This window comes from Microbacterium sp. NPDC058345, assembly GCF_042723855.1.
In the GTDB taxonomy this organism is placed as follows: domain Bacteria; phylum Actinomycetota; class Actinomycetes; order Actinomycetales; family Microbacteriaceae; genus Microbacterium.
On the sequence record NZ_JBHXIG010000001.1, the window covers coordinates 643,363 to 667,863 of the forward strand.

The window sequence follows — 24,501 nt, forward strand, 5'->3', positions numbered from 1 at the left end:
TCATGACCAATCCCACCGCAGCCGCTCTCATCGCGCGGTCGAACCGCCTGGGCGCCGATCCGAAGAACACGAATTACGCGGGTGGCAACACCTCGGCGAAGGGCACCGAGACCGACCCGGTCACCGGGCAGCCGGTCGAGTTGCTGTGGGTGAAGGGCTCGGGTGGTGATCTGGGCACGCTGACCGAGCAGGGCCTGGCCGTGCTGCGCCTCGACCGCATGCGCGCGCTCGTCGACGTCTATCCCGGCGTCGAGCGTGAGGATGAGATGGTGGCGGCGTTCGACTACTGCCTGCACGGCAAGGGCGGAGCCGCTCCCTCGATCGACACCGCCATGCACGGCCTGGTGGATGCCGCGCACGTGGATCACCTGCACCCCGACAGCGGCATCGCGATCGCCACGGCTGCCGACGGCCCCGAGCTCACGCGGAAGATCTTCGGCGACAAGGTCGTCTGGGTGCCGTGGCGTCGCCCCGGCTTCCAGCTGGGCCTGGACATCGCCGAGATCAAGAAGGCCAACCCGCAGGCGATCGGGTGCATCCTCGGCGGACACGGCATCACCGCATGGGGTGACACCTCGGAGGAGGCGGAGTCCCACTCGCTGTGGATCATCGACACCGCGGCCGCCCACATCGCCGAGCACGGCAAGGCCGAGCCCTTCGGCGGCATCCGGCCCGGTTTCGAGGCGCTGCCCGAGACCGAGCGCCGTGAGCGCGCAGCCGCACTGGCGGGCACGATCCGCGGCATCGCCTCGACCGACAAGCCGATGGTCGGCCACTTCACCGACGCCGACGTGGTGCTCGACTTCCTCGCGTCCGAGAAGGCCCCCTCTCTCGCCGGCCTCGGCACGAGCTGCCCCGACCACTTCCTGCGCACCAAGGTCAAGCCGCTCATCCTCGACGTGCCCGCCACGGCGACCGTCGATGAGCAGATCGCCCGCCTGCACGAGCTGCACGCCCAGTACCGGGCCGACTACCAGGCGTACTACGACGCGCACGCCGAGGCGTCCTCCCCCGCGATCCGCGGCGCGGACCCGCTCATCGTGCTGGTCCCCGGTGTCGGCATGTTCTCCTACGGCGCGAACAAGCAGACCGCCCGGGTCGCCGGCGAGTTCTACGTCAACGCCATCAACGTCATGCGCGGCGCCGAAGCCCTCTCGACCTACTCGCCGATCTCCGACGCCGAGAAGTTCCGCATCGAGTACTGGGCGCTGGAAGAGGCCAAGCTGCAGCGGATGCCGAAACCGAAGACCCACCAGGGCCGCATCGCGTTCGTCACCGGCGCCGCATCCGGCATCGGCAAGGCCATCGCCACCCGCCTCGCCGCCGAGGGCGCCTGCGTCGTCGTCGCCGACCTCGACCTCGACAAGGCACAGGCCGCCGCCGCAGAGCTCGGCAACACGGACGTCGCCATCGGCGTGGCGGCGAACGTCGCCGACGGGGATGCCGTGCAGGCGGCCCTGAACGAGGCCGTGCTCGCGTTCGGCGGCGTGGACCTCGTCGTCAACAACGCCGGCCTTTCGCTGTCGAAGCCGCTGCTCGAGACCACCGAGAAGGACTGGGACCTGCAGCACGACGTCATGGCGAAGGGCTCGTTCCTCGTCTCCAAGGCGGCCGCGAAGGTCCTCATCGATCAGAAGCTCGGCGGCGACATCGTCTACATCTCGTCGAAGAACTCCGTCTTCGCCGGCCCGAACAACATCGCCTACTCGGCGACGAAGGCCGACCAGGCGCACCAGGTGCGGCTGCTCGCGGTCGAGCTCGGCGAGTACGGCATCCGGGTGAACGGCATCAACCCCGACGGCGTCGTGCGCGGCTCGGGCATCTTCGCCTCCGGCTGGGGCGCGAACCGCGCCGCGACCTACGGCGTCGCCGAAGAGGACCTCGGCCAGTTCTACGCGAACCGCACCATCCTCAAGCGCGAGGTCGTGCCCGAGAACGTGGCGGATGCCGTGTACGTGCTGACCGGCCCCGAGCTGTCGCGTACGACCGGCCTGCACATCCCGGTCGACTCCGGCGTCGCCGCCGCATTCCTGCGATGATCCCGGCGACCGCGACCCGCGCCGTCGCCGCTGTCGACCTCGGTGCGACCAGCGGCCGAGTGATGATCGGCAGGGTGGGCGCGCGCACGGTCGACCTCGAGCTCGTCTGCCGCTTCCCGAACGGTCCGGTCGAACGCGAAGACGGCCTGCACTGGGACTTCGGCGCCCTGTACGAGAGCATCGTCTCGGGGCTCGCCGAGGCCGTGCGCCGTGAGCCCGCGATCGAGAGCATCGGCATCGACTCGTGGGCCGTCGACTACGGGCTGCTGCACGACGGGAACCTGCTGGCGGAGCCCTTCCACTACCGCGATCGGCGCACCGAGCGCGGCGTGCAGAAGGTGCACGCCCGCGTGCCGTTCGCCGAACTGTACCCGCGCAACGGCCTGCAGTTCCTGCCGTTCAACACCCTGTACCAGTACGGCGTCGATGACCGGCTGGGCGAGGCGGATGCCGCGCTGCTGATCCCCGACCTCGTCGCGTACCTGCTCACCGGCCGTCAGGTGGCCGAGCGCACCAACGCCTCGACGACCGGCCTGCTCGACGTGCGCACGTCCGAATGGGACCTCGACCTCGTCACGCGGCTCGGGATCCCCGCCGAGGTGCTCCCCGAGCTGGTGAGCGCCGGCGACACGATCGGCCGGCTGCGCGCCGATCTCGCCGAACGCATCGGCAAGGACCTGCCGGTGATCGCCGTGGGCTCGCACGACACGGCATCCGCCGTGGTCGCCGCTCCCCTCGCCTCCCCGCACGCCGCCTACATCTCCTGCGGCACCTGGGGGCTCGTCGGGCTCGAGCTCGCCGCGCCCGTGCTCTCGGATGCCGCCCGCGAAGCGAACTTCACCAATGAGCTCGGCGTGGACGGGCGCATCCGCTTCCTGCACAACGTCACCGGGCTGTGGCTGCTCAGCGAGACGATCCGCGCGTGGGAGGCGCAGGACGGTGCGGCGATCGACCTGCCCGCTCTGCTCGCCGACGCGTCGGCCGTGACCGCGGAACTGCCCCTGTTCGACGCGAACGACCCCTCGCTGAGCGAGCCGGGTGACATGCCGCAGCGCATCGCGACACTGCTGCGCACCTCGGATGCTGATGTCCCCGGCGACCGCGCCACGTTCGTGCGCACGATCGTCGAATCGATCGCCGCCGCCTTCGCCGAGGCCGTGCGCGCGGCGGGCGACCTCGCCGGACGGTCGATCGACAGCATCCACCTCGTCGGCGGCGGCTCCCTGAACCGGCCGCTCTGCCAGGCCACCGCCGACCGCTCGGGCCTGCCCGTGCTCGCGGGCCCGGTCGAGGCGACCGCCTTGGGCAACGTGCTCGTGCAGGCTCGCGCCCTGCGCGGAGACGACACGTCGCTGGAACAGCTGCGGGCGCTCGTCACTGCCGGCCACGCGCCGACCCGATACGACCCCCGATGACCGGCAGGAATGCGGTCATGCGCCAGGATCGATGGCATGCCGCATCCCACCGCTGAACTCGACGGCCTCGTCCGCCTCTACCCCGCCGCCGCCGGCGGCTCGCTGCGCGGCTGCGGTCTCGTGTGGGCGCACGGCGGTGGCTTCGTGCAGGGCGACCTCGACATGCCCGAAGCGGATGCCGTCGCCCGCGCCTTCGCGGCGCGAGGCGCGGTCATCGTCTCGGTCGACTATCGCCTCGTCGGCGACGGCAGCGGACGCTTTCCGGCGGGCTCCGACGACATCCTCGCCGCGTGGTCGTGGACGCTCGCGCAGGCGCCACGGCTCGGAATCGATCCAGCCCGCCTCGTGATCGGCGGCGCGAGCGCCGGCGGCAACCTCGTCACCAGCGCGGTGCTGCGGATGCTCGGACACGCACCGGCGGCATCCGTCGACGCGCATCCCGCCGGCGTGTTCCTCGCCTACCCGACGCTGCTCGCCGTGCAGCCCGCTCCCGATGCGGCGCTGCGGGCGGCGCTCGACGCCGATCCGGAGTTCGATCGCTTCCCACCCGCCCGCGTGCTGTCGATGTACGAGACCTACCTCGACGGCCCGGTGACGCCGGATGCTTCCCTCACGGCGATCCCTGGCCTCGCGACGCCGGCGGACGTCGCGGGATTCCCGCCGACGATCGTGATCAACGACGACGTGGACGAGCTGCGCGTGTCGGGCGAGCTGTTCGCCGTGACGCTCAGGGCGGCCGGCGTGCCCGTCGATCTGTCGATCGAGGCCGGCACCACGCACGGGCACCTCAACCGGCCGGACCAGCCCGGGTTCGAGCGCACGATCGCGCGGGTGGCCGCGTGGATCGAGGCGCAGGCCGGCTGACGGATCCGCTCAGCGCGCCGCGATCGTCAGCGGTGTGCGGAACGAGTACCCGCCTCCAGCCGTTCGAGCGCCCATTCCACGACTCCGCGGATCTCATCCGACGTGCGAGGCGTCGGGTTGGCACCGGTCACCTCGGCGAACAGCACGCCGTCGATGACGGCGAGCAGGTCCCGCGCCCGCTGCGTGGCCTCCGCCAGCGGCAGCGTCGTTCCGAACCGGTCGACGATGAGCCGCTCGAGCGTCGACGTGCCGGCGGACAGCGCCTCGCGCAGTTCGGGGCGGCGCGCGGATTCAAGGGAGAGCTCGTAGCGGGCCACCGTGCGCAGTCGTCCCTCGCCGGTCAGAGCCTGCTCCATGACGGCGGTGATCGCGGCGACCGGATGCCGCGGGTCGATCGCCTCGAGCTTCGCGGCATCCGCCTCGACGAGACGCTGGACCGCTGCGGTGAGCAGGGCGGCCCGATTCCGGAGGTAATACGACGTCGACCCGGACGGAAGTTGCGCTGCGGCATCCACCGCGCGATGCGTGAGACCGCGACTGCCCTCACGAGCGAGCGTCGCGATGACCGCGTCCGCGATACGTGCCCTGCGGTTCTCGTGAGCCACTGGTCCCCCTTGCGCTGGTTCTCGACATCTGTAGAGTAGTTCCTCTGCAAATGTAGAGCGAAGGAGGCTCTGGTGCAATTCGGATACGTCCTGATCGCCGTCTGCACGGCGGCGGCCCTGATCAGTCCGCGCCGGCCGCGTGGTGTGGGCGTCGCGGCCTTCTTCCTGGGCATGGTCGTCAATGAGCTGCCGCAGGTGGCGCTTCTCTACCTTCTCGGCACCGCGGGCCTCGCGCTTGTCGAAGACGACCTTCTCACTCCGGGCGGGTTGGTCGGCATCGCTGTGGCGTGCCTGTCAACGCTCGGGTTGATCGTTCTCGCGCTGCGGGGGATGCGGTCTCGAGCTGTCGTCTCGGAGGCGTTGCACGCGTCGGGGATTGCTGTGGCCACGGCGGACTTCCGCAGCGCATGGCTCAGTCTCGTCGCACCACTGCCCGTCCGTCCGCGCTCCGTGCGGCGGATCAAGAACATCCCGTACGGGCCGCATCCGAAGCAGCGACTGGACGTCTATCGCCGGGATGACACGACCGCAGGGCCGGTGCTCGTCTATCTACACGGCGGCGGGTACTCCTCCGGCAGCAAGCACTGGGAGGGCCGTGCGCTTCTGCATCGACTCGCCGCGCGCGGGTGGGTGTGCATCAGCGCCGACTACCGTTTGCGGCCCGAGGCGGACTTCGCCGATCATCTCGATGATGCGAGGAGCGTGCTGTCGTGGGCGCAGCAGCATGCGCGACAGCATGGCGGAGACGCGGGAACGCTGGTCATGGCCGGCAGCTCGGCGGGCGCGCATCTGACGGCGCACTGCGCGCTGCAGCCGCAGCAGGGGCAGCACCTGGACGCGGCCGTCTGCATGTACGGGTACCTGGGTCGCTACTACGGCCGCGGTGCGGACGAGCGGCCGATCTCCGATCCGCTGGCACTGGATGCGACTGACGCCCCGCCGACGTTCGTCGCCCACGGCGATCACGACACCTACGTCCCCGTCGAAGGCGCCCGCGCGTTCGTGGAGCACCTTCGTGCGGCGTCAGACGCCCCGGTGGTCTACGCCGAACTGCCCGGCGGGCAGCATGCGTTCGACCTGTTCGCCTCGTGGCGCGGCGCTGCCGTCGTCGACGGCGTGGAGGCGTTCCTGTCGCGCGTCACCGGCGCTGGGAAGGTCTCGCCCGCGCGGGCACGAGACCTCCACGGCACCGTCTGACGCGGAGACGGAGAAATTTGGTCCCCACCGCCCACTCCACACGCCGCGGGTCGTCGACATCGGCTCACGTCGAGCGCAAAGGCGGCGCGCGGAGCCTCCGGGCGGCGTGGGCCGGGCTGGAAAAGTGCCACCCGCCTCCCGGAAACGTCGAAGCCCCCGGATTCTGTCCGAGCGCTTCGACATTTGGCGGAGACGGAGGGATTTGGTCCCCACCGCCCACTCCACACGCCGCAGGTCATCAACATCGGCTCACGTCGAGCGCAAAGGCGGCGCGCGGAGCCTCCGGGCGGCGTGGGCCCGGGTGGAAAAGTGCCACCCGCCCCGAAAAAGGTTCAGCCCCGAGACTTCGTCCCGGGGCTGAACCTTTTGGCGGAGACGGAGGGATTTGAACCCTCGGTCCCCTTGCGAGGACTCCACCTTAGCAGGGTGGTGCACTAGGCCTGACTATGCGACGTCTCCTTGTGCCCGATCGGAATCGAGCACGTCATGCAATCATAACTGCTCGCGCCGGGCCAGGCGAACCGAGCGGATCAGCGGCGCACGTTGCCGTTCGAGCAGGTCTGCTGCGCGGCCGAGGTGCCCTTGATCGACGAAGGCAGCTCGACGACGTCGGACGGGGTCGCGCTCTCGGTGGGCGCGGGCGTCGCCGTCTCGCCGGTCGACGGTGCCGGGTCCTTGACGACGACACCGTCGTTGTTCGAGTTCTCGTGCGTGATCTGCAACTGCTTGTTCGCCGAGATCGCGTCCCACAGGGCGGTGGCGGCCGACTGATTCGGCACGACCTTGTTCGGGTCGTACGGGTCCTCGACCGTCGGGTACTGCACGAACACGATGTCCTCGAACGCCACGTCCTTCACGGCGAGCGCGATCTGCACGATCTTCATCGGGTCGGCCAGCGAGGTCGACGCCTCGAGGTTGTTCAGACCGGTGTCGGCGAGCTTCAGCATCGTCGGCACGTTGCCGAGCACCTCGCCGCTGATCAGCTTGCGCGACAGGCTCGACATGTACTGCTGCTGGTTGCCGATGCGGCCGAGGTCGCTGCCGTCGCCGACGCCGTGCCGGGTGCGCAGGAACTGCAGCGCCTGCATGCCCTGGATCGTGTGGTCACCGGCCGCCATGTCCAGGCCGGTGTACCGGTCCTTGATGGGATTCGCCAGGCACACATCGACCCCGCCGATGGCATCCGTGATCTCGATCACACCGCCGAAGGTGACCTTCGCGGCGAACTCGACGTCCTCGCCGGTCAGCTCGGAGATCGTCTTCGCCACGCAGTTCAGCCCGCCGCCGTTACCGCCGTGACCGTACGCGACGTTCAGGGGCTGCTTGCTCATCGCGGAACTGGTGTTGCCCTCCTGGTCGGTGCACTCCGGGATGGGGATCATCAGGTCGCGCGGAAAGCTCACCGCCGTGACCCGGCGCGGCTCCGACGACACGTGCACCAGCAGGTTGACGTCGTTCAGGGTGCCGCCGGAATCCCGTCCGGTGCAGCGCTCACCGAAGAGGTGCGCGTACTTCTCCTCGCAGGTGTCGACTCCCGTCAGCAGGATGTCGAAGCCGCCCTCATACGCCGCGATGTCGGGCGGAAGCTCCTTCTGCCCCTCCAGTTCGACCGCGTTCGCGGTGACCGTCGTCGTCCAGCTCGAGACGACATAGCCGACCACGCCCAATCCGCTCACCAGCACGACGGCCAGCGCCACGCCGATGAGCTTGAGCAGCTGACCGACCGCGGTCGGCGAATGCTGCTGACCGTGACGCGCGAGGGGACGCCTTCTCGACTCGCTCACTCGGTACCTTTCGGGATTTCTGCGGAGGGTGTGGGATTCGAACCCACGAGACATCTCTGCCCACTGGTTTTCAAGACCAGCTCCATCGGCCGCTCGGACAACCCTCCTCGCCCGGTTCACACCGGACGATCAGGCGTCGAGTCTATCCGGTTCCCTGCGGACCCGAAGACGCCGACCACCCATTTTCGCGTGCCCACCTGGAGAAGACCTGGGCGACTCGCAGCGCGCTCCCCACCCGCTCAGCCGGGGAGACGGGTCAGAGCAGCGTGCGCAGCGCCGTCGCCAGACCGCCCTCGTCGACGTGCCCTGTCATCTCGCCCGCGGCATCCCGCACCTCGTCGGGTGCCTGCCCCATGGCCACGGCCCGGCCTCCCCCGGCGAGCGCCCACGCGAACATCCCCACATCGTTGCGGCCGTCGCCGGCGACGAGAACCGTGTCGGATGCCGTGCCGAGGAGTTCGCTCACGCGCGCCAGCGCGGTGCCTTTGTCGACGCCCTGCGGGGCGATGTCGAGCCAGGCCGTCCAGCCGATCGCGTACGAGACCTCGTTCAGCCCCGCCTCGGCGACGAGCCGCTGGAAGTCGGCCTCGTCATGTTGCGGTGACACGACGACCACACGAGAGACCGGGTTCGACGCGAGTTCCTCGAAGCTCACCTCACGGCCGTCGCCGAGCGTCCAATTGTCCATCAGCGCGGTGTACAGTCGCTGCCCCGAGGCGAGCTCGACCATGTACCGGGCCTCCGGCAGCCGGTCGCGCAGCAGCGACAGCACGGGTTTCGGGTCGAACACCTCGACGTGCCAGCGCTCCCAGCCGTCGCCCTCGCGACGCATCGTGACCGCACCGTTCGAGCAGACCACGTACTCCGAGGTGAGCTCGAGCAGTTCGACATAGCGCTGCGTGCCCGACCAGCTGCGTCCGGTCGCCAGCATCACGTCGTAACCAGCGTCACGCACCTCCGCCACGGCTTCGACGACACCGGGACTCAGCGTCTCGTCCTGCAGCAGGATGGTTCCGTCGATGTCGAGGCCGACCAGACCGCGCGACGTCACTTCGCGCCCTGCGCCGACGCCGAGCCCGTCAGAGGCGTCAGCACCTCGAGTCCGCCCAGGTAGGGTTGCAGCACCTCGGGCACGCGCACCGAGCCGTCCTCCTGCTGGTGCGTCTCGAGCAGCGCGACGATCCACCGGGTCGTGGCCAGCGTGCCGTTCAGCGTGGCGACGTGCTCGGTCTTGCCGCCCTCTTCGGGACGGTGGCGCACGTCGAGGCGACGCGCCTGATAGCTGGTGCAGTTCGAGGTCGAGGTGAGCTCACGGAACGCCTGCTGGGTCGGCACCCACGCCTCGATGTCGTACTTGCGGGCGGCGCTCGAGCCGAGATCGCCCGCCGCGACGTCGATGACGCGGTACGCCAGCCTGAGGGAGGTCAGCATCTCCTCCTGCAGCGCCACGAGCCGCAGATGCTCGGCCTCGGCATCCTGAGGCGTCGTGTACACGAACATCTCGAGCTTGTTGAACTGGTGCACGCGGATGATGCCGCGGGTGTCCTTGCCGTACGAGCCCGCCTCGCTGCGGTAGCAGGTCGACCAGCCGGCGTAGCGCAGGGCACCGTCGGAGAGGTCGACGATCTCGTCCTTGTGGTAGCCGGCCAGCGGCACCTCACTGGTGCCGACCAGGTACAGGTCCTCCTTGTCGAGGTGGTAGACCTCGTCGGCGTGCTCGCCGAGGAACCCGGTGCCCTGCATGATCTCGGGCCGCACCAGGGTCGGCACGATCATGGGCGTGAACCCGTTCGCGAGCGCCTTGTCGAGCGCGAGGTTCATCAGCGCGATCTCGAGGCGCGCACCGATGCCCTTCAGGAAGTAGAACCGCGCACCCGACACCTTCGCGCCGCGCTCCATGTCGATCGCGCCGAGCATCTCACCCAGCTCGAGATGGTCGCGCGGCTCGAAGCCGAACGCGGGCACCTCGCCGACACGGCGCAGCTCGACGAAGTCCTCCTCGCCGCCCGCGGGCACGCCCTCGATGACGACGTTCTCGATGAGGGCGAGAGCGGATGCGGCAGCATCCGCCGCCTCGTTCGCCGTCTGCTGCGCCTGCTTGACCCGGTCGGCGAGGTCCTTCGCCTGCGCGACCAGCGCTGCCTTCTCGTCCTTCGGCGCCTTGGCGACCTGCTTGCCGAAGGCGTTCTGCTCGGCGCGCAGCTCTTCGAAGGTGCTCAGCGCCGTGCGACGCGATCGGTCCGCCTCGATGGCCGCATCGACGGTTTCGGGCGCGTTCCCGCGCGCGATCTGTGAGCGTCGGACGAGCTCGGGCTCGTCGCGGAGGAGGGTGAGATCGATCATCGCCCAAGTCTATCCAGCGCGCCCCTGTCACACTTTTCGTCATCTGGCACATCGATCTGCGTGTCAGATGACGAAAAGTGTGACAGGGGTGGGGGTGCCGCGCGTCGCGGCTCGTCCGGCGGCCGCTGAACGGCGGAGGGCCGCTTCGGTCGTAGAGTGGCGGCATGGCGGCATCGGAACGGGAGCGCGGGCATGCGGCGCTCGTGTTCAACCCCGTGAAGGTGGACGGCCGCCGGCTGCGGTCGGCGCTGCTCGCCCTATCGAAGAAGCACGGCTGGGACCCTCCGGCGTTCTACGAGACGAGCATCGAGGATCCCGGTCAGGGCATCGCCCGCGCCGCACTCGATGCGGGGGCCTCCGCGGTGCTCGCCGCCGGTGGAGACGGCACGATCCGGGCCGTCTCGGAGACGATGGCCGGCACCGGCATCCCGTTCGCCGTGATCCCCGGCGGCACCGGCAACCTGTTCGCCCGCAATCTCGGCCTGCCGCTGCTCGACCCCGAGCGGGTGATCGATGCCGTCTTCAGCGGTTTCACGCATCCAGTCGACATGGGCTGGGTGCGACTGACCCGGCCGGATGGCACCGAGACCGAGCACGGTTTCGTGGTGCTCGCCGGCATGGGGCTGGACGCCGACATGATCGCGAACACCCGGCCCGATCTCAAACGCTCGCTGGGTTGGGTGGCGTACCTCGACGGCGCTGCCCGATCGCTGCCGGGCGCGAAGCCGTTCCGCGTCGTCTACCAGCTCGACGACGGCAGGCTGCACTCGGCGAAGGTGCACAGCGTGCTGTTCGCGAACTGCGGTGCGCTGCCCGCCGGCATCGCGCTGCTGCCCGATGCCTCACTGGACGACGGCGCGATGGACGTCGCCGTCATCCAGCCGACGGGTCCGCTGGGCTGGCTGGGCATCTGGCGCAAGGTCTGGTGGGACAACTCGGTGCTGCGCCGCACCCGTGCCGGCCGTCGCGTGCTCGAGCGCCGCGGCAAGGACCGGTCGATCCACTTCCTGCGCGGCAGCGTGGCCGAGGCGGCCATGGTCGCGCCGACGTCGATCGAGCTCGACGGCGACGAGCTCGGCACGGCGGTGCGGATGCTGTGCCGCATCCAGCAGGGCGGTCTCAGCATCGTGCTGCCCGCCGGGCACGACACGTCGCGATTCTGATCACCGCCCGCGTCACGCGGACGACGGATGCGGAAGGTCAGCCGATCACGTCGACGGTCGACTCGAACTCGCCGTCGATCATCGTCAGCCGGAACGGCGCATCATCGTCGTGCTCCTGCGGCAGCGTGAGCACCGTGAGACGCGGGGCCATGTCCATCGTGCACACGCCGTCGATCTCGGCGAACGTGACCGTCGCTCCGTCAGCCGTCTGTTCGACATCCTCCACGACGGGCTGGCACGATGACGAGCCGTAGGTCAGCAGCACGATGCCGCGATCGTCGAACCAGCCGGCCGACGGTTCCTCGCCGAACGACAGTCCGGGCGCCGCGGGCTCGGCGAGACCGTCGAGGTCGGCGTCGTCCGAGATGTCGCCGTAGGTCACCCGCACCTCCACGTCCCTGGTGACGTCCATGCCCTCGGGCACGTTGACGAGGGCGGCCCTCGGTCCGAGATCCGCCGTGCAGACGCTCTCCTCGTCGGAGGGATCCGCGAGGGTGACCGCGATGACCTGCCCGTCGGCGGTCGCATCGCCCGCCGACGGCTGGCAAGCTCTGCTCGACGATCCCCAGGTCACGATCGCCATCGAGCGACCGCCGTCCAGCCACGCGACCTCGATGTCGTCGGCATCCCGGTCCTCGGGCGCCGTGGACCCGGTCGCATCCGTCGTGCTCGAGCCGGTGCTGGTGGGCGCCGGCGACTGCGGGGTCGTGGAGCATCCCGCGGCGAGTGCGACGACCGCGGCGACCGCGAGCAGGGACGGAACGAGACGAGGACTGCGCATACCCCGATGGTGTCACGAGACGACGAATCGTCTCAAAGGCACCCCCGCCCGGTCTACTGCAGGGCCGAGGTGAGCCGCGCGAGGTTGTCGAGCACCGTCGAACGCAGCGGCTGCTGCATCCACTCGTCCAGCGTCAGCTCGCGGCTGAGCGCACGGTACTCGTCTTCGACGGCGCGCACCTGCCCGATGAACTCCTCGCCGCGCACCAGCATCGACACCTCCATGTTGAGACCGAACGAGCGCATGTCCATGTTGCTCGACCCGATCACGGCGATCTGGTCGTCGATCGTCAGGCTCTTGGTGTGCAGGATGTACGGCTTGGGGTACATCCAGATGCGGATGCCGGCCTTCAGCAGAGCCTCGTAGTAGCTGCGCTGCGCGTGGTAGACGATCGCCTGATCGCCCTCCTCCGAGACGAACAGCTCGACCTGCACGCCGCGGTCGACCGCGGCGGTGACGGCCAGCAGCAGCGCCTCATCGGGCACGAAATACGGGCTGACGATCATGATCCTGCGCTTGGCGGCGTAGAGCAGCGCGAGGAACAGCCGCAGGTTGTTCTCGACCTCGAATCCAGGCCCTGAGGGCACGATCTGGCAGTCCAGATCGCCGCTGCCCGGCTCGACGCGCGTGATGTCGATGCCCTCCGGCACGGTGTCGGTCTCGGCGTAGTAATCGCTGAGGAACACCGCGTTGATGCTGGCCACCGCCGGTCCGTCCACGCGCACCATCAGGTCGACCCAATGCAGGCCGCGCTTGATGTTCCTGGGCAGGTTGTACGTGGAGTCGGTGACGTTCTGCGAGCCGAGGAATCCCACCCGACCGTCGACGACGAGCAGCTTGCGGTGGTTGCGGAGGTCGGGGCGCTGGATGCGGCCGCGCAGCGGCTGCACCGGCAGCATGAGGTGCCAGTCGGCGCCCATGGCGTCGAGCCGGCGGACCGTCTCGCGGTACTTCGGCTTCCAGCGGTTCGCCCAGTAGTCCAGCAGCACGCGCACCGGGACGCCGCGGGCGGCGGTCTCTTCCATGGCGCGGAAGAAGCCGTCGGTGGAGGCGTCGGACTGCAGGATGTAGAACTCGATGTGCACGTATTCGCGCGCGTCGCGGATGGCATCGGCCATCTCGTCGATCGACCGCTGATAGTCGCTGATCAGGTGCACGCCGTTGTCGCCGGCCAGCGGAAGCGCGCCCATGCTCTGGTTCATCGTGACGAGTGGCGGGAACCAATCCGGGGCATCGGGGCGCAGCGTGCCGAAGTGCAGGTTGCTGCCGGTGTCGGCGATGTACTCGTTGATGCGCTGCTGCTTGCGCCGTCGCGCGCGCGGGAGGCGCGGATTGCCGATCAGCAGGAACAGCAGAACGCCCACGACCGGGATGAAGAAGATCGCGAGCAGCCAGGCCATCGCCGAGGTCGGCCGGCGGTTGCGGGGGATGGTGATGATCGCGACGATGCGGACGGTGATGTCGATGATCGCGTATGCGGCGACGATCCACCATGCGGGGTTCTGGAAGTTGATCACCGCCGCTCCCCTCTTCGCGGCGCCGAACGGCGCCTCGCATCAGAGTAGCCGGAGCCGCGGACTTCGGCGGGAGGCGGGGTGGGAGCGGTCAGGACGCCTTCGGCGGAAGGCCGCGCGCGGCGCGCTCCTCGGCCTCGATCTGCGCGTGCACCTTCCGCTCGGTGCGGTCGAAGCGCAGGATGCCGCGCAGCACGAACACGAAGACGATGCTCACCGTCACGGTCGGCAGAATCGACCACAGTGCCGCGATCCAGAAGTTGTCCACGGCTCCATGCTACGCGGCGTGCCTGTGCCCCGGGTGGGTCGCCGGCCGCCGATCGCTCTGCACAGATCGCGACCGTGAAGCATCCGTCCACAATGAGCTCTTCCGGCTCCCTGGCGGACTTCCCTTTCGGCACACTCCTGGCATGACCACCGTGATGAGAGCGACCGATCCCGCCGAGTTCCTCGGCCTCGTGCCGGCCCTGGCCGGCTTCACCCCGCGCGAGAGCATCGTGCTGCTGCCGTTCCACGGCGGCAGAACGCACGGTGCGATGCGCATGGATCTTCCCGACGATAAGGTCGATCCCGAGGAGTTCGCCGATGGGGCGTTGCGGATCCTGCTGCGAGTGCCCGACGTGGAGGCTGTGGCGGTGGTCGTCTACACCGGCGAGGCGGCGCAGCGAGTGCCCGACGGACTGCTGCTGCCGCACGTGCCGCTGATCGACACGCTGCTCGGCACGGTGCATGACACCGGGGTGCACATCGTGGAGGCGCTGTGCGTCACCCCGAGCGGCTGGGGCGACTACCTCGAGCAGGAATCGCCGTTGCGGCCGCTGCGGGAGATTCTCGCGCCACCCGAGCTGCCCGGCATCGGCGACGTGTCCGGCGATCAACTGGCCGGGGCCGCGCTTCCCGCCGCCGACCTCGCCGAGCGCGAGCGCGTCGGCCGGGCGCTGCGTGATCTGGGCGAGGTGCTTGATCGCGAGCTGCGCGGGTCGCCGCTCGTCGGGCGTGAGAACCCGCAGGCTCTTGCGGCGGCGGTCCTGCTCGACGACGTGCCGGCGTTCGCGGAAGACCTGCTCGAGCAGCCGGCCGACCTGCCGCCGTTCGCGTGCGCGACGCTGCTGTGGTGCCTGAACCGCCCCGCCATCCGCGACGCGATCCTGGTGCAGTGGGCCACCGATCTCACCTTCGGCGACCGTGCCCTGTCCGCGCAGCTCGATTTCGCCGGCGCGCAGCGGGTGATTCCCGACGCGATCGGCGAGGTGTTTCTGGGTCGCGGCGCACGCCCCGACCCCGACCGGCTGGGGTGCGCGCTGCACGTCGTACGCCTCGCCGCCGCCCGGGCGCCGCGGCTGGCGCAACCCGGGGCGTTGACCGCCGCCGCATGGCTGTCCTGGGCGCTGGGCCGCTCGTCGCACGCCGGCGCCTACGTCGAGCAGGCTCTCGAGATCGACCCCGAGCATCGCATGGCCGCGCTGATCGGCACGATGCTCTCTGCCGGCGTGCTGCCGGAGTGGGCGCTGCGACGCGGGTGAGGCGTCGCCGCGGTGCGCTCAGCCGATGCACGCCCCGGTCGGCACGCTCTGCTGCGCGGCATCCAGTCCCTCGACCACCGGCTGCAGCTCGGCGTTCGTCATGGCGTAACCGACGTCCTCCCTCGCCGCGTCCTTCGCGAACACCATCCCGGCCACGGCACCGTCCAGTGCGAGCAGCGGCCCGCCGGAGTTGCCGGGGTTCACGTCCGAACTCAGCACGTACACGCCGCGGTCGGCGACGCTCTCGCCGTAGATGTCGTCGATGGGCGCGTTCGTCGCCGAGACCACGCCGGCCGGGATGCTGCGCAGTGGCCCGCCGAACGGGTAGCCCAGCACCGCACCACCGTCGCCCGCGCCGAGCTCCTCTCCGAGCGCGAGCGGCCGGGCGTCGACGTCCGCCGCGATGACGGCGATGTCGTCGACGGGGTCGAAGTACACCACCTTCCCGTCTCTCGCCGGTTCTCCGGGCAGCTGCACCACGGGTGCGTCGACGCCCGCGACGACGTGCGCGTTGGTGAGGATGCGGTCCTCGGCGATGACGAACCCCGAACCGGTCGGGATGGTGCTGCACTGATGCGCCACCCCCGAGATGCGCGCGACGGACGCCGCGGCCGCCTCGACCTGCGGAGACGCGATGTCGATGTCACCGGGATCGGGGGCGACGCCGAGGTCCTGCGGACCGAGCAGCCCGTCGATCGTGGGCAGCACCGACTCCCCCAGCACGAGGGCATGCAGGCGCGCGGCGGCGTCGGCCAGAGGCGCCGGCGTGTACCGGTCGATCGTGCGCAGCACCACCGACGATGCCACCGCGCTCGACACCACCGGAATGCCCGCCGAGGCGACCGCCGCTCCCGTCATCGCGATCGCGAGCGTCCCCGCGATCAGCGTGGTCAGCCCGCCCAGCAGACGCTCGACGACGCGCAGCCGCAGCCGGTCGGCGCCGCGTCGCAGCAACGCGCCGATGGCCGAGCCGATGCTCGCGCCGAGCAGCAGCAGCACGACCGCGCTTCCGATCACGATGAGGCCGTGCCACTCGCTCTGGGGCAGCACCTTCGCCACCCAGGGCAGCACCCACGGGGCGGCGAGGCCGCCGGCGACGAGGCCCAGCAGAGCCCCGAGCGCGGCGAACAGCCCGACGCTCAGTCCGATCGCGAGCGCGGCGATCAGCAGCACCGCGATCACCAGATCGACCAGGTTCGGCATCATGGCCGCCGCAGGCTCACTTGACCAGCGGGAAGAGGATGGTCTCGCGGATGCCAAGCCCGGTGACCGCCATCAGCAGACGGTCGATGCCCATGCCCATGCCCCCCGACGGCGGCATGCCGTGCTCGAGCGCGCGCAGGAACTCCTCGTCGATCGGCATCGCCTCGACGTCGCCGCGGGCGGCGAGCTTGGCCTGCTCGACGAAGCGCTCCCGCTGGATGACCGGGTCGACGAGCTCGGAGTAGCCGGTGGCCAGCTCGAAGCCACGCACGTACAGATCCCACTTCTCCACGACGCCCGCGATCGAGCGGTGCTCGCGCACCAGCGGCGACGTGTCGACCGGGAAGTCCATCACGAAGGTCGGCCGCACCAGGTCGACCTTCACGAAGTGCTCCCACAGCTCCTCGACGAGCTTGCCGTGGGTGGGATGCGGCGGGATCTCGACGCCGTGCTCGTCCGCGAAGGCGATGAGGTCCTCCACGGAGTCCGCCGGGGTCACCGTGCGGCCCGACGCCTCGGAGAGCGAGTCGTACATCGAGACACGGTCCCATTCGCCGCCGAGGTCGTACTCGGTGCCGTCAGCCCAGGTCACGGTCGTGGAGCCGGCGACCGCGATCGCAGCGTTCTGCACCAGCTCCTGCGTGAGCTGCGCCATCTGGTTGTAGTCGCCGTAGGCCTGATACGCCTCGAGCATCGCGAACTCGGGGCTGTGCGTGGAATCGGCGCCCTCGTTGCGGAAGTTGCGGTTGATCTCGAACACCCGCTCGATGCCGCCGACGACGGCGCGCTTCAGGTACAGCTCCGGTGCGATGCGCAGGTAGAGCTCGGTGTCGAACGCGTTCGAATGCGTGACGAAGGGGCGGGCGGATGCTCCGCCGTGCTGCACCTGCAGCATCGGCGTCTCGACCTCGAGGTAGTCGTGATCGGTGAAGGTGGAGCGCAGGCTCGCGTTCACCGCCGCCCGGGCGCGCACGGTGGTGCGGGCCTGGTCGCGCACGATGAGGTCGAGGAACCGGCTGCGCACGCGGGTCTCCTCGCTCAGCTCGCCGTAGACGTTCGGCAGCGGCAGGATCGCTTTCGACGCGATCGCCCAGTCGTCGGCCATGATCGACAGCTCACCGCGGCGGCTCGAGATGACCTCGCCGTGCACGAACACGTGGTCGCCGAGGTCGACGAGTTCCTTCCAGCTCGCGAGTGAGTCCTCGCCGACGTTCGCCAGCGACACCATCGCCTGGATGCGCGAGCCGTCGCCGGCCTGCAGCGTGGCGAAGCACAGCTTGCCGGTGTTGCGGCTGAACACGACGCGCCCCGCGACGCCCACGACCTCGCCGGTCTCGGCGCCTGCCTCGAGGTCGCCGAACTTCTCGCGCAGCGCCGGGATGCCGTGCGTCACGGGCACGCCGACGGGGAACGCGCCGCCACCGGCATCGGCCCGGCCGGCGATCAGCTTCTCGCGCTTCGCCAGACGGACCGCCTTCTGCTCGAAGACGTCGTCTTCCAGCTCGGCAGGGGCGGTGGTCGGCGCAGGCGCGTCAGTCATGGGTGCAGCTCCTCGGAAAGTCGCTGCAAGTCTACCGGCGAGCCCGTCGCCGACCGCTGTGAGAGGCGGACGCGGGTAGCCTCTCAGCATGCGCGCCCTCCAGACCTCCGCCCGGATCGACGCCCATCACCGGCCGCTCGCCATCGCCCTGCTGCTGTTCGCGATCCTCGCGGCCACGCTGATGCCCGCCTCCGCCGCGGTCGCCGAGGACGATGTCGACGACTTCGACTACGCGTCGTGGACCTCGCGCTACGAGATCTCGCTCGACGCGCAGGGTCGCGCACTGGCCCACGTCACGGAGACCCTCGTCGCCGACTTCCCCGACAGCGATCAGAACAAGGGCATCGTGCGCGGATACCCGGAGCGGTATCAGGGAGCCGGCCTGAACCTGAGCATCCGCTCGGTCACCGACGGCGACGGACGTGCGGTGCCGTACGAGACGGAATCCGACGACGGCGTGCTGTACGTGCTCACCGGAGACGACTCGTACGTCCACGGCCGCACCACGTACGTCATCGAGTACACGATGACGGATGTGATGGTCGCCGGCAGCGAGACCGGCCGCGACGAGTTCTACTGGGACCTGCTTCCGCTCGACAGCACCCAGGCGATCGGCTCGTTCCGTGCCGCCGTCGTCTTCTCCCCCGAACTCGCCGAGGCGCTCACCGGCGATGCGGCCTGCTATCAGGGCGCACAGGGGTCGACGCGCACGTGCACGCTGCAGGGGCCGACGGACGCCGACGGCAGCGCGGTGTTCACCGTGAGCTCCGGGGAACGCTCGGCGGGCGACGGGGTCACGATCGCGATCGGCTTCGAACCGGGGACGGTCGTTCAGCCGGAATCGCGCAGGCCGAACGTCGTCGCCGACGTCGGCCCCGTGATCGTCGCGGGAGGATCGCTCGCCGTCGGGGCGGGTGCGATCGGCGCCGTCGCGGCCTTCCGGCGCCGGCGGCGCACCGCGACGGGCGTGATCATCGCGCAGTACGACGTGCCCGCCGACCTGCCGCCGCTGGCGGCCGCACCCTTGATCCCGGGCGCCGATCACCCCGTGCCCGCGCAGATCGTGCACCTCGCCGTGCGTGGTGCGCTGCGCATCGAAGAGGGCGCGTCCGCCGAGGGCGAGCCCCGGCCGTCGCTGCGCCTGCTCGATCGCACCGCGGCGGAGTCAGATCTCGACACCCGGATGCTGAAGGCGCTGTTCCCTGGTGACAAGACGGCGCGCGCCATCCCGTCCGGCAGCGAGAAGTTCAGCGGACGCATGGCGAAGCTCCTCGCCGCAGGCGTGAAGGAGGCCGAGCGGCGCGGCTGGACCACCGCCGAGCGCAGTCCGGTCGCCGCCGTGCTCGGCGGGATCTCGCTCGCCGTGCTGGCCTGCGCCGTCGGGTTCCTGATCTGGAGCATCTCGCTCGACCGCGACACGCTTCCGCTCGCCGTCGCCATGGCCATCGTCACGACGGTGTTCACCGGGGTCACTGCGATCATCGCGTTCAGCCGGCACGCCGTACTCACCCGTGAGGGCGCCCAGTGGCACGAGTACCTGATGGGCGTGCGCGAGTTCATCCGAGTCGCCGAAGCCGACCGCATCCGGATGCTGCAGTCGTACCAAGGGGCCGAGCGCCGCGCCGACGGCGGCGTCGACACGGTGCTGCTCTACGAGCACCTGCTGCCGTACGCGATGCTGCTCGGCGAGGAGAAGTCCTGGGCGCGGGTGCTCGAGCAGACCTACGCCGACACCGGCGCGACGCCCGCCTGGACGGATGCGACGCGCAACGCCGGCTTCGCCCTGTGGATGTCGTCGTTCTCCGCCTCCACGCAGTCGGCCGCCACCTACAGTTCGCCGTCGTCCGGCTCATCCTCCGGCGCAGGCGGTTCGGCCGGCGGCGGATTCTCCGGCGGCGGCGGAGGTGGCGGCTTCTCGGGCGGGCGCTGACTCCGGTCAGGGCACGTGTGGCGCATCTGCGATCTAGCTCCGGTCGCCCAGAACGGCCGTCAGGCCCGCGCGCGACTCAGAGGCTCGGGGGCGGTTCAGGCGGGGCGGATGCCTCGCGCAGCGCCTGCTCGACCGTCGACGACACCAGCGCCGAGAGGTAGCCTCCGGGGTTCTCGACGCCGACGCCGCGCAGCAGCGCGGTCGCCTGGCCGACGATGGAGCGGGAGAAGGCGGATGCCGTCGCGATCGCCTCGGCATAGGCGGCGCGGTCCTGCTCGGCGATGACGACCGGCTCGCAGCCCATCTCGACGGCGAGCGCCTGCGCGATCGGCAGGACGGCCGCCGGGGCGGTGACCGCGGCGAACGCCACCTGCAGCTGTCGCAGGTCGATCGTCGTGCCGGTGAAGGCGATCGCCGGATGCACCGCGAGCGGAATGGCGCCGCGCTCGGCGGCGGGCCGCAGCACCTCGATGCCGTACGACGGGTCGGTGTGCAGCACGAGCTGGCCCATCTGCCACCCGCCGAGCTCGGCGATGCCCGACACCAGTCCGGGCAGCTCCGCATGCGGCACGGCGATCACCACCAGCTCGCTGCGGCGCACCACCTCGAGCGCGTCCAGCACGGGCGCGCCGGGAAGCACGGCGGCCGCCCGGTCGTCGTCCGACCCCGAGGTGATCCCGGTGATCGCATGACCTGCACCGGCGAGCGCAGCGCCGATGACGGGGCCCACCCTTCCGGCGCCGATGACGCCGACGCCCAGCCGACCGTCGCGGTTCACCGGTTCACCTCGCGGGAGGCGCGGCGGCGTACGCGCCCCAGCGGTGCGTCTGATCGCGCGAAGCGGCGAGCGCGGCGGCCCGGCTCACCCCGTCGAGCAGCGCGATGGCGTCGTCGCGCTCCAGGCCGGACAGTCCGCCGGAGATGGGTCCGGTGATGGAGTGCACCTGACCTCCCGAGACGCGCTGCATCCGGTCGATCGGTCCCTGTGAGATCGAGACGCCCTGCAGCCTCGCCAGGGGGAAGACGGCGAGCTTGCGCCAGACGGTGCCGCGTCTGAGCAGCACCCCGAACTCCGTCAGCGCGTATCCGTGCCGCTTCCACGACAGCGGACGCCGCCAGCGTGCGCGCGAGGGGATGGTCTTGTACGGGTCGCCGGCGACGGGGCCCAGGATGCCGTGCTCCCACACCAGCGGGATGTCGGATGCGGGAGCATCCGGCAGGATGAGCGCCAGCACGCGCTCCACGTCCGCGCGCTTGCCCACCGGCAGCACGACGTTGAACTGCTGCGCGTTGCCCGACTGCTGCTGTGCGGCGCTCTTGCCGCTCATGCGGTTGATCTTGATCGTCCACCATCCGAACGGCCGCCACAGCAGCGACTGGGTGACCTCCACGCCGAAGATGCGTCCTGGTGGGATGGTCTCGGTCACCGTGGTGAGCAGTCCGTACGTGATCCGCACGCCGTCAGGGGTGGGAGCGATCGAGTAGCGCAGCGACTTCGAGATCTGCGCCCAGGTGATGCCCACTGCGGCGACGATCATCGGCACGCCCATGCCGAGGCCGATGCCGAGCATGGCGATCCTGATCTCGGCGTTGTCGTCGCCGTCGGCGCGCATCCCGATGAGAGCGGTGATCATCACGGCGAGGGAGATCAGGCCGAAGAACACAAGCCAGAGCAGCGCGTGGATCAGCTGGGAGCCGATCAGGCGTCCGGTCGGGATCTTCACGACGCTCTCGGGCGCGACGTCGGCGAGGTCGACGCCCTCGATGAGCCCTGAGACGCCGGCGTTCACCGATCCGACGAACTCGGCGCGGGTTCGTGTCGGCGCAGCACCGGTGCGGGCCTGCTCGCGGGCAGCGCGTGCACCCGAGGCGAGGCGCAGGATGTCGGCGCGGACCGACTCGGCGCGTGAGGTGGCCAGATACTCCAGGGGGACGTTCGCGTCGTTTCCGGCGCCGACGACCTCGAGCTTCGCGAGGCCGATGATGCGTGCGGGGAAGGGACGGGTGAGGTTCACGCCCTGCACGCGGTCGAGTGGAGCCCGACGGTGCGAACGGAAGATCATGCCCTTGCGCACCTCGACGTGATCGCCGGTGATGCGGAACTGCTGGAAACGCCAGACCAGCCAGAAGATCGCGATGAGCACGACCACCAGTCCGAGCACGCCCAGCAGCGCGATGAGGATCAGGTTGTTCTCGACCACCCAGTTCAGCGGGTCGGCTCCGCCGTAGTCGACGGCGTCGTTCTCGAGCTCACCCGGGGCGAAGATGTTCACCAGCCAGCCGATCACCCGATCGCGCATGTTCGTGATCACGATGCCGGCGACCACGATCAGGGCCAGTCCACCCTTGAACAGAGGGGTGAGCGGATGCATCCGGTGCCACTCGCCGTCGGCGAGCGACGACGACCCGCCCTGCGGCAGCACCTCGGGATCGGATGCCGCGGGATCGACGATGCCGGGGGTACGCGGCTCGCTCACAGTCCGGTCCGTCGGGTCTCGGCGACCTCGATGAGAGTGTCGCGCAGCGCCTCGGCCGCCTGCTGGGTCAGTCCGGGGATCTGCACGCCCGTGGTGGCCGCGGCGGTCACCATCTTCAGCTGCGAGACGCCGAACGCGCGATCGAGCGGCCCCTGGGTGATGTCGACCAGCTGCATCCGCCCGTAGGGCACGGCCACCATGCGCTGCCAGAGGATGCCCTTGCGGAACACCACGTCATCCTCGCGCAGCATGTAGCCCAGCGCCTTCGCCTGACGGGGAAGGATGATCAGCGTGACCACGGTGACCGCGATGATCAGGCCCGCGGGGATCCACACCCAGCTCTGGTCCAGCACCAGGCCGAGAACGAGCGCGGCGATGACGACGACGGCGATGAAGATGGCGTTCTGCACGAACTGCGAGACGACGTAGCGCGGCGAGATCTGATGCCAGGTGCCGTCGAGCGCGAGGCCGGCGGGGTTGCGGGGCGTGCGCAGCATGTCGTACGTCCCCTGGTCGAGCGCGGCAGGGGCGGACGGTGCGGATGCCGGGGCGCTCGGCACCGGCTGGCCGGATGCCGACGCGGTCGGCGCCGGCGGGGCCGTCGGAGCGGATGCCGGCGGGGCGGGCGGCTGGGTCAGCGCCGCATCCGCTGCCTGCTGCACGGCGGGATTCGGTGCGGCGGGCGCGACGGGTGCGATGGGCGGCGCCGGAGGTACCGGCACGCCGAATCCGTTCGGATCACTCGGCGGGGTCGTCTGGCTCTCGGTCATCAGAATCCTTCGGCAGGGTGCAGAACTGTTCGGCGATCAGCGCCGCCCCGATCAGCACCACCGCGGCGACGATCAGGGCGACCAGCGCCACAGTCGACCCTACCGGCGCGGGCACGGGACGCGTGGAGAGGAACGCCAACAGCCCGGCACTGAACCCGGCCATGATCGCACCGAGCAGGCTGGAGGCTCTGGCGAGGGTCGCCGCGCGCAGCGCACGGAACGGGTCGATGCGGCGTCCGCCGCGCACGCTGCGCCGCACCGGCCACGCCAGCGAGACGGTCGCGACGGCCAGCAGTGCGAGCAGCACCGGCAGGAAAACGGACGGCGTGAACGTCGCCCGTCCGCTGACGGTGAGCAGGTGATCGAACCCGAATCCGGCACCCGCCGCCAGCAGCGCGAGCAGCATCAGCAGACCGGCGGAGGTCCTCTTCATCGGTCCCCCGCTTCGTCCGCGGACGAGCTCTTCAGTCGTCGCACCAGTGCGTCCACCCGCCCGTGCCCGGGCAGCACGGCCTCCGGGTCGACGCTGAGCCACGGCTCCAGCACGAACAGCCGCTCGGCGGCACGCGGGTGCGGCACCTGCAGGTGCGGCTCGTCGCTGCGGAACTCGCCGTACGCGATGAGGTCGAGATCGAGCGTGCGGTCGCCCCACCGCTCTGCGCGCACCCGGCCCTGCTCCTCCTCGACCGCGTGCAGCATGCCGAGCAGCACCGACGGCGCCAGGCGGGTGGTCATCAGAGCGACCGCGTTGAGATACGGCGGAGCATCCGGGTCGGGACCGTCGACGCGCACCGCGACCGTCTCGATCGGCTCCGACATCACGAAACCGTCGACGAGCGGCAGGCGACGCAGGCGCTCCGCCGCAGCGTGCAGCATCTCGCCGCGGTCACCCTCGTTCGATCCGAGCGCGATCACGGCCACCTGCGGCTCCCGCCCGGGGCGCGGGTCCGGCCCGGGCGGCAGGTGGGTGAGGCGGCGGTCCATCACACCCTGCTCCGGCGGATCGTGACAGAGACGTCGTCGAACGACTGCTCTATCGGGGCATGCGGCTTGTGCACTGTGACCGTGACCATCCTGACCCGTTCGTCATCGAGGACGGCGCCGGCGATGCGCTCGGCGAGGCTCTCGATGAGGTTTACCGGCTCGCCGGCGATGATCGCGGCCACCCGATCGGCGAGCTCGCCGTAGTGCACGGTGTCGGCGACGTCGTCGGATGCCGCGGCATCCTTCAGCGACAGGTTCAGCGTGAGATCGATCGTGAACTCCTGCCCGTCACGGCGCTCGTGGTCGAACACGCCGTGATAGCCGAACACGGTCAGGCCGGTCAGGGTGATCTCGTCGAGGTGATCCATC

22 protein-coding genes and 2 tRNA genes are annotated in these 24,501 nt (G+C 70.2%); 7 read left to right on the forward strand and 17 right to left on the reverse strand.

Annotated features, from left to right (window positions below; translation table 11 throughout):
• The first annotated feature begins 2 nt into the window (after positions 1-2).
• From ACFWH5_RS03150 to ACFWH5_RS03160, 3 genes are read left to right on the forward strand one after another with little or no spacing between them, the layout of a single operon-like run.
• Positions 3-2,039 carry a bifunctional aldolase/short-chain dehydrogenase gene (locus tag ACFWH5_RS03150; protein ID WP_378831673.1) on the forward strand — a complete coding sequence of 679 codons (2,037 nt, stop codon included), beginning with the start codon at positions 3-5 and terminating at the stop codon, positions 2,037-2,039.
• Positions 2,036-3,454, forward strand: coding sequence for a rhamnulokinase family protein (locus tag ACFWH5_RS03155; protein WP_378831675.1), 1,419 nt, complete (start codon positions 2,036-2,038; stop codon positions 3,452-3,454). The genes ACFWH5_RS03150 and ACFWH5_RS03155 overlap by 4 nt, the downstream gene beginning before the upstream one ends.
• A 36-nt stretch (positions 3,455-3,490) precedes the next feature.
• Positions 3,491-4,318 (forward strand): alpha/beta hydrolase, encoded by an 828-nt coding sequence (locus tag ACFWH5_RS03160; protein ID WP_378831678.1) that lies wholly within the window; start codon positions 3,491-3,493, stop codon positions 4,316-4,318.
• Positions 4,319-4,344: 26 nt separating this feature from the next.
• On the opposite strand, the gene ACFWH5_RS03165 is transcribed toward ACFWH5_RS03160, so the two are convergent.
• Complete coding sequence (locus tag ACFWH5_RS03165; protein WP_378831680.1) at positions 4,345-4,923, reverse strand: TetR/AcrR family transcriptional regulator; 579 nt, start codon at positions 4,921-4,923, stop codon at positions 4,345-4,347.
• Between the two features lie 72 nt (positions 4,924-4,995).
• On the opposite strand from ACFWH5_RS03165, the gene ACFWH5_RS03170 reads away from it, so the two are divergent.
• Positions 4,996-6,120, forward strand: a complete 1,125-nt coding sequence (locus ACFWH5_RS03170; protein WP_378831683.1) for an alpha/beta hydrolase — start codon at positions 4,996-4,998, stop codon at positions 6,118-6,120.
• Positions 6,121-6,487: 367 nt separating this feature from the next.
• Here ACFWH5_RS03170 and ACFWH5_RS03175 read toward each other — a convergent pair.
• The 5 genes from ACFWH5_RS03175 to serS form a co-directional block, all read right to left on the reverse strand.
• Positions 6,488-6,579: transfer RNA gene (locus ACFWH5_RS03175), tRNA-Ser, on the reverse strand.
• A 71-nt stretch (positions 6,580-6,650) separates the two neighbouring features.
• Positions 6,651-7,904: an LCP family protein gene (locus ACFWH5_RS03180; RefSeq protein WP_378831686.1), complete on the reverse strand. Its 1,254-nt coding sequence runs from the start codon at positions 7,902-7,904 to the stop codon at positions 6,651-6,653.
• A gap of 22 nt (positions 7,905-7,926) precedes the next feature.
• Positions 7,927-8,011, reverse strand: a tRNA-Ser gene (locus ACFWH5_RS03185).
• A 149-nt stretch (positions 8,012-8,160) separates the two neighbouring features.
• Positions 8,161-8,955, reverse strand: coding sequence for an HAD family hydrolase (locus ACFWH5_RS03190; RefSeq protein WP_378831687.1), 795 nt, complete (start codon positions 8,953-8,955; stop codon positions 8,161-8,163).
• The gene (gene serS / locus ACFWH5_RS03195; RefSeq protein WP_378831689.1) at positions 8,952-10,247 is read right to left on the reverse strand and encodes a serine--tRNA ligase; all 1,296 of its coding nucleotides are present in this window, start codon (positions 10,245-10,247) and stop codon (positions 8,952-8,954) included. The genes ACFWH5_RS03190 and serS overlap by 4 nt, the downstream gene beginning before the upstream one ends.
• Positions 10,248-10,411: 164 nt before the next feature.
• Here serS and ACFWH5_RS03200 point away from each other — a divergent pair, with 164 nt between their 5' ends.
• Positions 10,412-11,410 (forward strand): diacylglycerol/lipid kinase family protein, encoded by a 999-nt coding sequence (locus ACFWH5_RS03200; RefSeq protein ID WP_378831691.1) that lies wholly within the window; start codon positions 10,412-10,414, stop codon positions 11,408-11,410.
• 37 nt (positions 11,411-11,447) lie between these two features.
• On the opposite strand, the gene ACFWH5_RS03205 is transcribed toward ACFWH5_RS03200, so the two are convergent.
• The 3 genes from ACFWH5_RS03205 to ACFWH5_RS03215 all read right to left on the reverse strand — a co-directional run bounded on the left by ACFWH5_RS03205 (position 11,448) and on the right by ACFWH5_RS03215 (position 13,973).
• Entirely contained in the window at positions 11,448-12,191 is a 744-nt protein-coding gene (locus ACFWH5_RS03205) for a hypothetical protein (RefSeq protein ID WP_378831694.1), read from the reverse strand.
• 53 nt (positions 12,192-12,244) lie between these two features.
• Entirely contained in the window at positions 12,245-13,705 is a 1,461-nt protein-coding gene (gene cls / locus ACFWH5_RS03210) for a cardiolipin synthase (protein WP_378833517.1), read from the reverse strand.
• A gap of 91 nt (positions 13,706-13,796) precedes the next feature.
• A complete protein-coding gene (locus ACFWH5_RS03215) occupies positions 13,797-13,973 on the reverse strand; it encodes a hypothetical protein (RefSeq protein WP_378831696.1) in 177 nt (58 codons plus the stop codon).
• Between the two features lie 142 nt (positions 13,974-14,115).
• Here ACFWH5_RS03215 and ACFWH5_RS03220 point away from each other — a divergent pair, with 142 nt between their 5' ends.
• Entirely contained in the window at positions 14,116-15,228 is a 1,113-nt protein-coding gene (locus ACFWH5_RS03220; protein WP_378831699.1) for a DUF4192 family protein, read from the forward strand.
• Between the two features lie 18 nt (positions 15,229-15,246).
• On the opposite strand, the gene ACFWH5_RS03225 is transcribed toward ACFWH5_RS03220, so the two are convergent.
• Together ACFWH5_RS03225 and lysS are read right to left on the reverse strand one after the other, a co-directional pair.
• Positions 15,247-16,434, reverse strand: a complete 1,188-nt coding sequence (locus tag ACFWH5_RS03225; RefSeq protein WP_378831701.1) for a MarP family serine protease — start codon at positions 16,432-16,434, stop codon at positions 15,247-15,249.
• 13 nt (positions 16,435-16,447) lie between these two features.
• Positions 16,448-17,971: a lysine--tRNA ligase gene (lysS, locus tag ACFWH5_RS03230; RefSeq protein ID WP_378831704.1), complete on the reverse strand. Its 1,524-nt coding sequence runs from the start codon at positions 17,969-17,971 to the stop codon at positions 16,448-16,450.
• A gap of 88 nt (positions 17,972-18,059) precedes the next feature.
• Between lysS and ACFWH5_RS03235 the strand changes: the two genes are divergently transcribed.
• Positions 18,060-19,901: a DUF2207 domain-containing protein gene (locus ACFWH5_RS03235; RefSeq protein ID WP_378831706.1), complete on the forward strand. Its 1,842-nt coding sequence runs from the start codon at positions 18,060-18,062 to the stop codon at positions 19,899-19,901.
• Between the two features lie 76 nt (positions 19,902-19,977).
• Here ACFWH5_RS03235 and ACFWH5_RS03240 read toward each other — a convergent pair whose 3' ends face one another.
• The 6 genes from ACFWH5_RS03240 to folB all read right to left on the reverse strand — a co-directional run bounded on the left by ACFWH5_RS03240 (position 19,978) and on the right by folB (position 24,500).
• Complete coding sequence (locus tag ACFWH5_RS03240) at positions 19,978-20,679, reverse strand: DUF2520 domain-containing protein (RefSeq protein WP_378831709.1); 702 nt, start codon at positions 20,677-20,679, stop codon at positions 19,978-19,980.
• A 4-nt stretch (positions 20,680-20,683) separates the two neighbouring features.
• Positions 20,684-22,378 (reverse strand): PH domain-containing protein, encoded by a 1,695-nt coding sequence (locus ACFWH5_RS03245; RefSeq protein ID WP_378831711.1) that lies wholly within the window; start codon positions 22,376-22,378, stop codon positions 20,684-20,686.
• Complete coding sequence (locus ACFWH5_RS03250) at positions 22,375-22,875, reverse strand: PH domain-containing protein (RefSeq protein WP_378833519.1); 501 nt, start codon at positions 22,873-22,875, stop codon at positions 22,375-22,377. The genes ACFWH5_RS03245 and ACFWH5_RS03250 overlap by 4 nt, the downstream gene beginning before the upstream one ends.
• Positions 22,876-23,116: 241 nt before the next feature.
• Positions 23,117-23,581, reverse strand: coding sequence for a DUF3180 domain-containing protein (locus tag ACFWH5_RS03255; RefSeq protein ID WP_378831713.1), 465 nt, complete (start codon positions 23,579-23,581; stop codon positions 23,117-23,119).
• A complete protein-coding gene (gene folK, locus ACFWH5_RS03260; protein WP_378831716.1) occupies positions 23,578-24,132 on the reverse strand; it encodes a 2-amino-4-hydroxy-6-hydroxymethyldihydropteridine diphosphokinase in 555 nt (184 codons plus the stop codon). The genes ACFWH5_RS03255 and folK overlap by 4 nt, the downstream gene beginning before the upstream one ends.
• Positions 24,132-24,500 carry a dihydroneopterin aldolase gene (gene folB, locus ACFWH5_RS03265; protein WP_378831718.1) on the reverse strand — a complete coding sequence of 123 codons (369 nt, stop codon included), beginning with the start codon at positions 24,498-24,500 and terminating at the stop codon, positions 24,132-24,134. The genes folK and folB overlap by 1 nt, the downstream gene beginning before the upstream one ends.
• Position 24,501 lies beyond the last annotated feature (1 nt).

What these genes read in the sequence shown, in the direction of transcription:
- ACFWH5_RS03150 (WP_378831673.1), top strand. Translation starts at nt 3, where the DNA reads ATGACCAATCCCACCGCAGCCGCTCTCATCGCGCGGTCGAACCGCCTG.
- ACFWH5_RS03155 (WP_378831675.1), top strand. Translation starts at nt 2,036, where the DNA reads ATGATCCCGGCGACCGCGACCCGCGCCGTCGCCGCTGTCGACCTCGGT.
- ACFWH5_RS03160 (WP_378831678.1), top strand. Translation starts at nt 3,491, where the DNA reads ATGCCGCATCCCACCGCTGAACTCGACGGCCTCGTCCGCCTCTACCCC.
- serS (WP_378831689.1), bottom strand. Translation starts at nt 10,247, where the DNA reads ATGATCGATCTCACCCTCCTCCGCGACGAGCCCGAGCTCGTCCGACGC.
- ACFWH5_RS03200 (WP_378831691.1), top strand. Translation starts at nt 10,412, where the DNA reads ATGGCGGCATCGGAACGGGAGCGCGGGCATGCGGCGCTCGTGTTCAAC.
- ACFWH5_RS03205 (WP_378831694.1), bottom strand. Translation starts at nt 12,191, where the DNA reads ATGCGCAGTCCTCGTCTCGTTCCGTCCCTGCTCGCGGTCGCCGCGGTC.
- ACFWH5_RS03220 (WP_378831699.1), top strand. Translation starts at nt 14,116, where the DNA reads ATGACCACCGTGATGAGAGCGACCGATCCCGCCGAGTTCCTCGGCCTC.
- ACFWH5_RS03225 (WP_378831701.1), bottom strand. Translation starts at nt 16,434, where the DNA reads ATGATGCCGAACCTGGTCGATCTGGTGATCGCGGTGCTGCTGATCGCC.
- lysS (WP_378831704.1), bottom strand. Translation starts at nt 17,971, where the DNA reads ATGACTGACGCGCCTGCGCCGACCACCGCCCCTGCCGAGCTGGAAGAC.
- ACFWH5_RS03235 (WP_378831706.1), top strand. Translation starts at nt 18,060, where the DNA reads ATGCGCGCCCTCCAGACCTCCGCCCGGATCGACGCCCATCACCGGCCG.
- ACFWH5_RS03250 (WP_378833519.1), bottom strand. Translation starts at nt 22,875, where the DNA reads ATGCTGCGCACGCCCCGCAACCCCGCCGGCCTCGCGCTCGACGGCACC.
- ACFWH5_RS03255 (WP_378831713.1), bottom strand. Translation starts at nt 23,581, where the DNA reads ATGAAGAGGACCTCCGCCGGTCTGCTGATGCTGCTCGCGCTGCTGGCG.
- folK (WP_378831716.1), bottom strand. Translation starts at nt 24,132, where the DNA reads ATGGACCGCCGCCTCACCCACCTGCCGCCCGGGCCGGACCCGCGCCCC.
- folB (WP_378831718.1), bottom strand. Translation starts at nt 24,500, where the DNA reads ATGGATCACCTCGACGAGATCACCCTGACCGGCCTGACCGTGTTCGGC.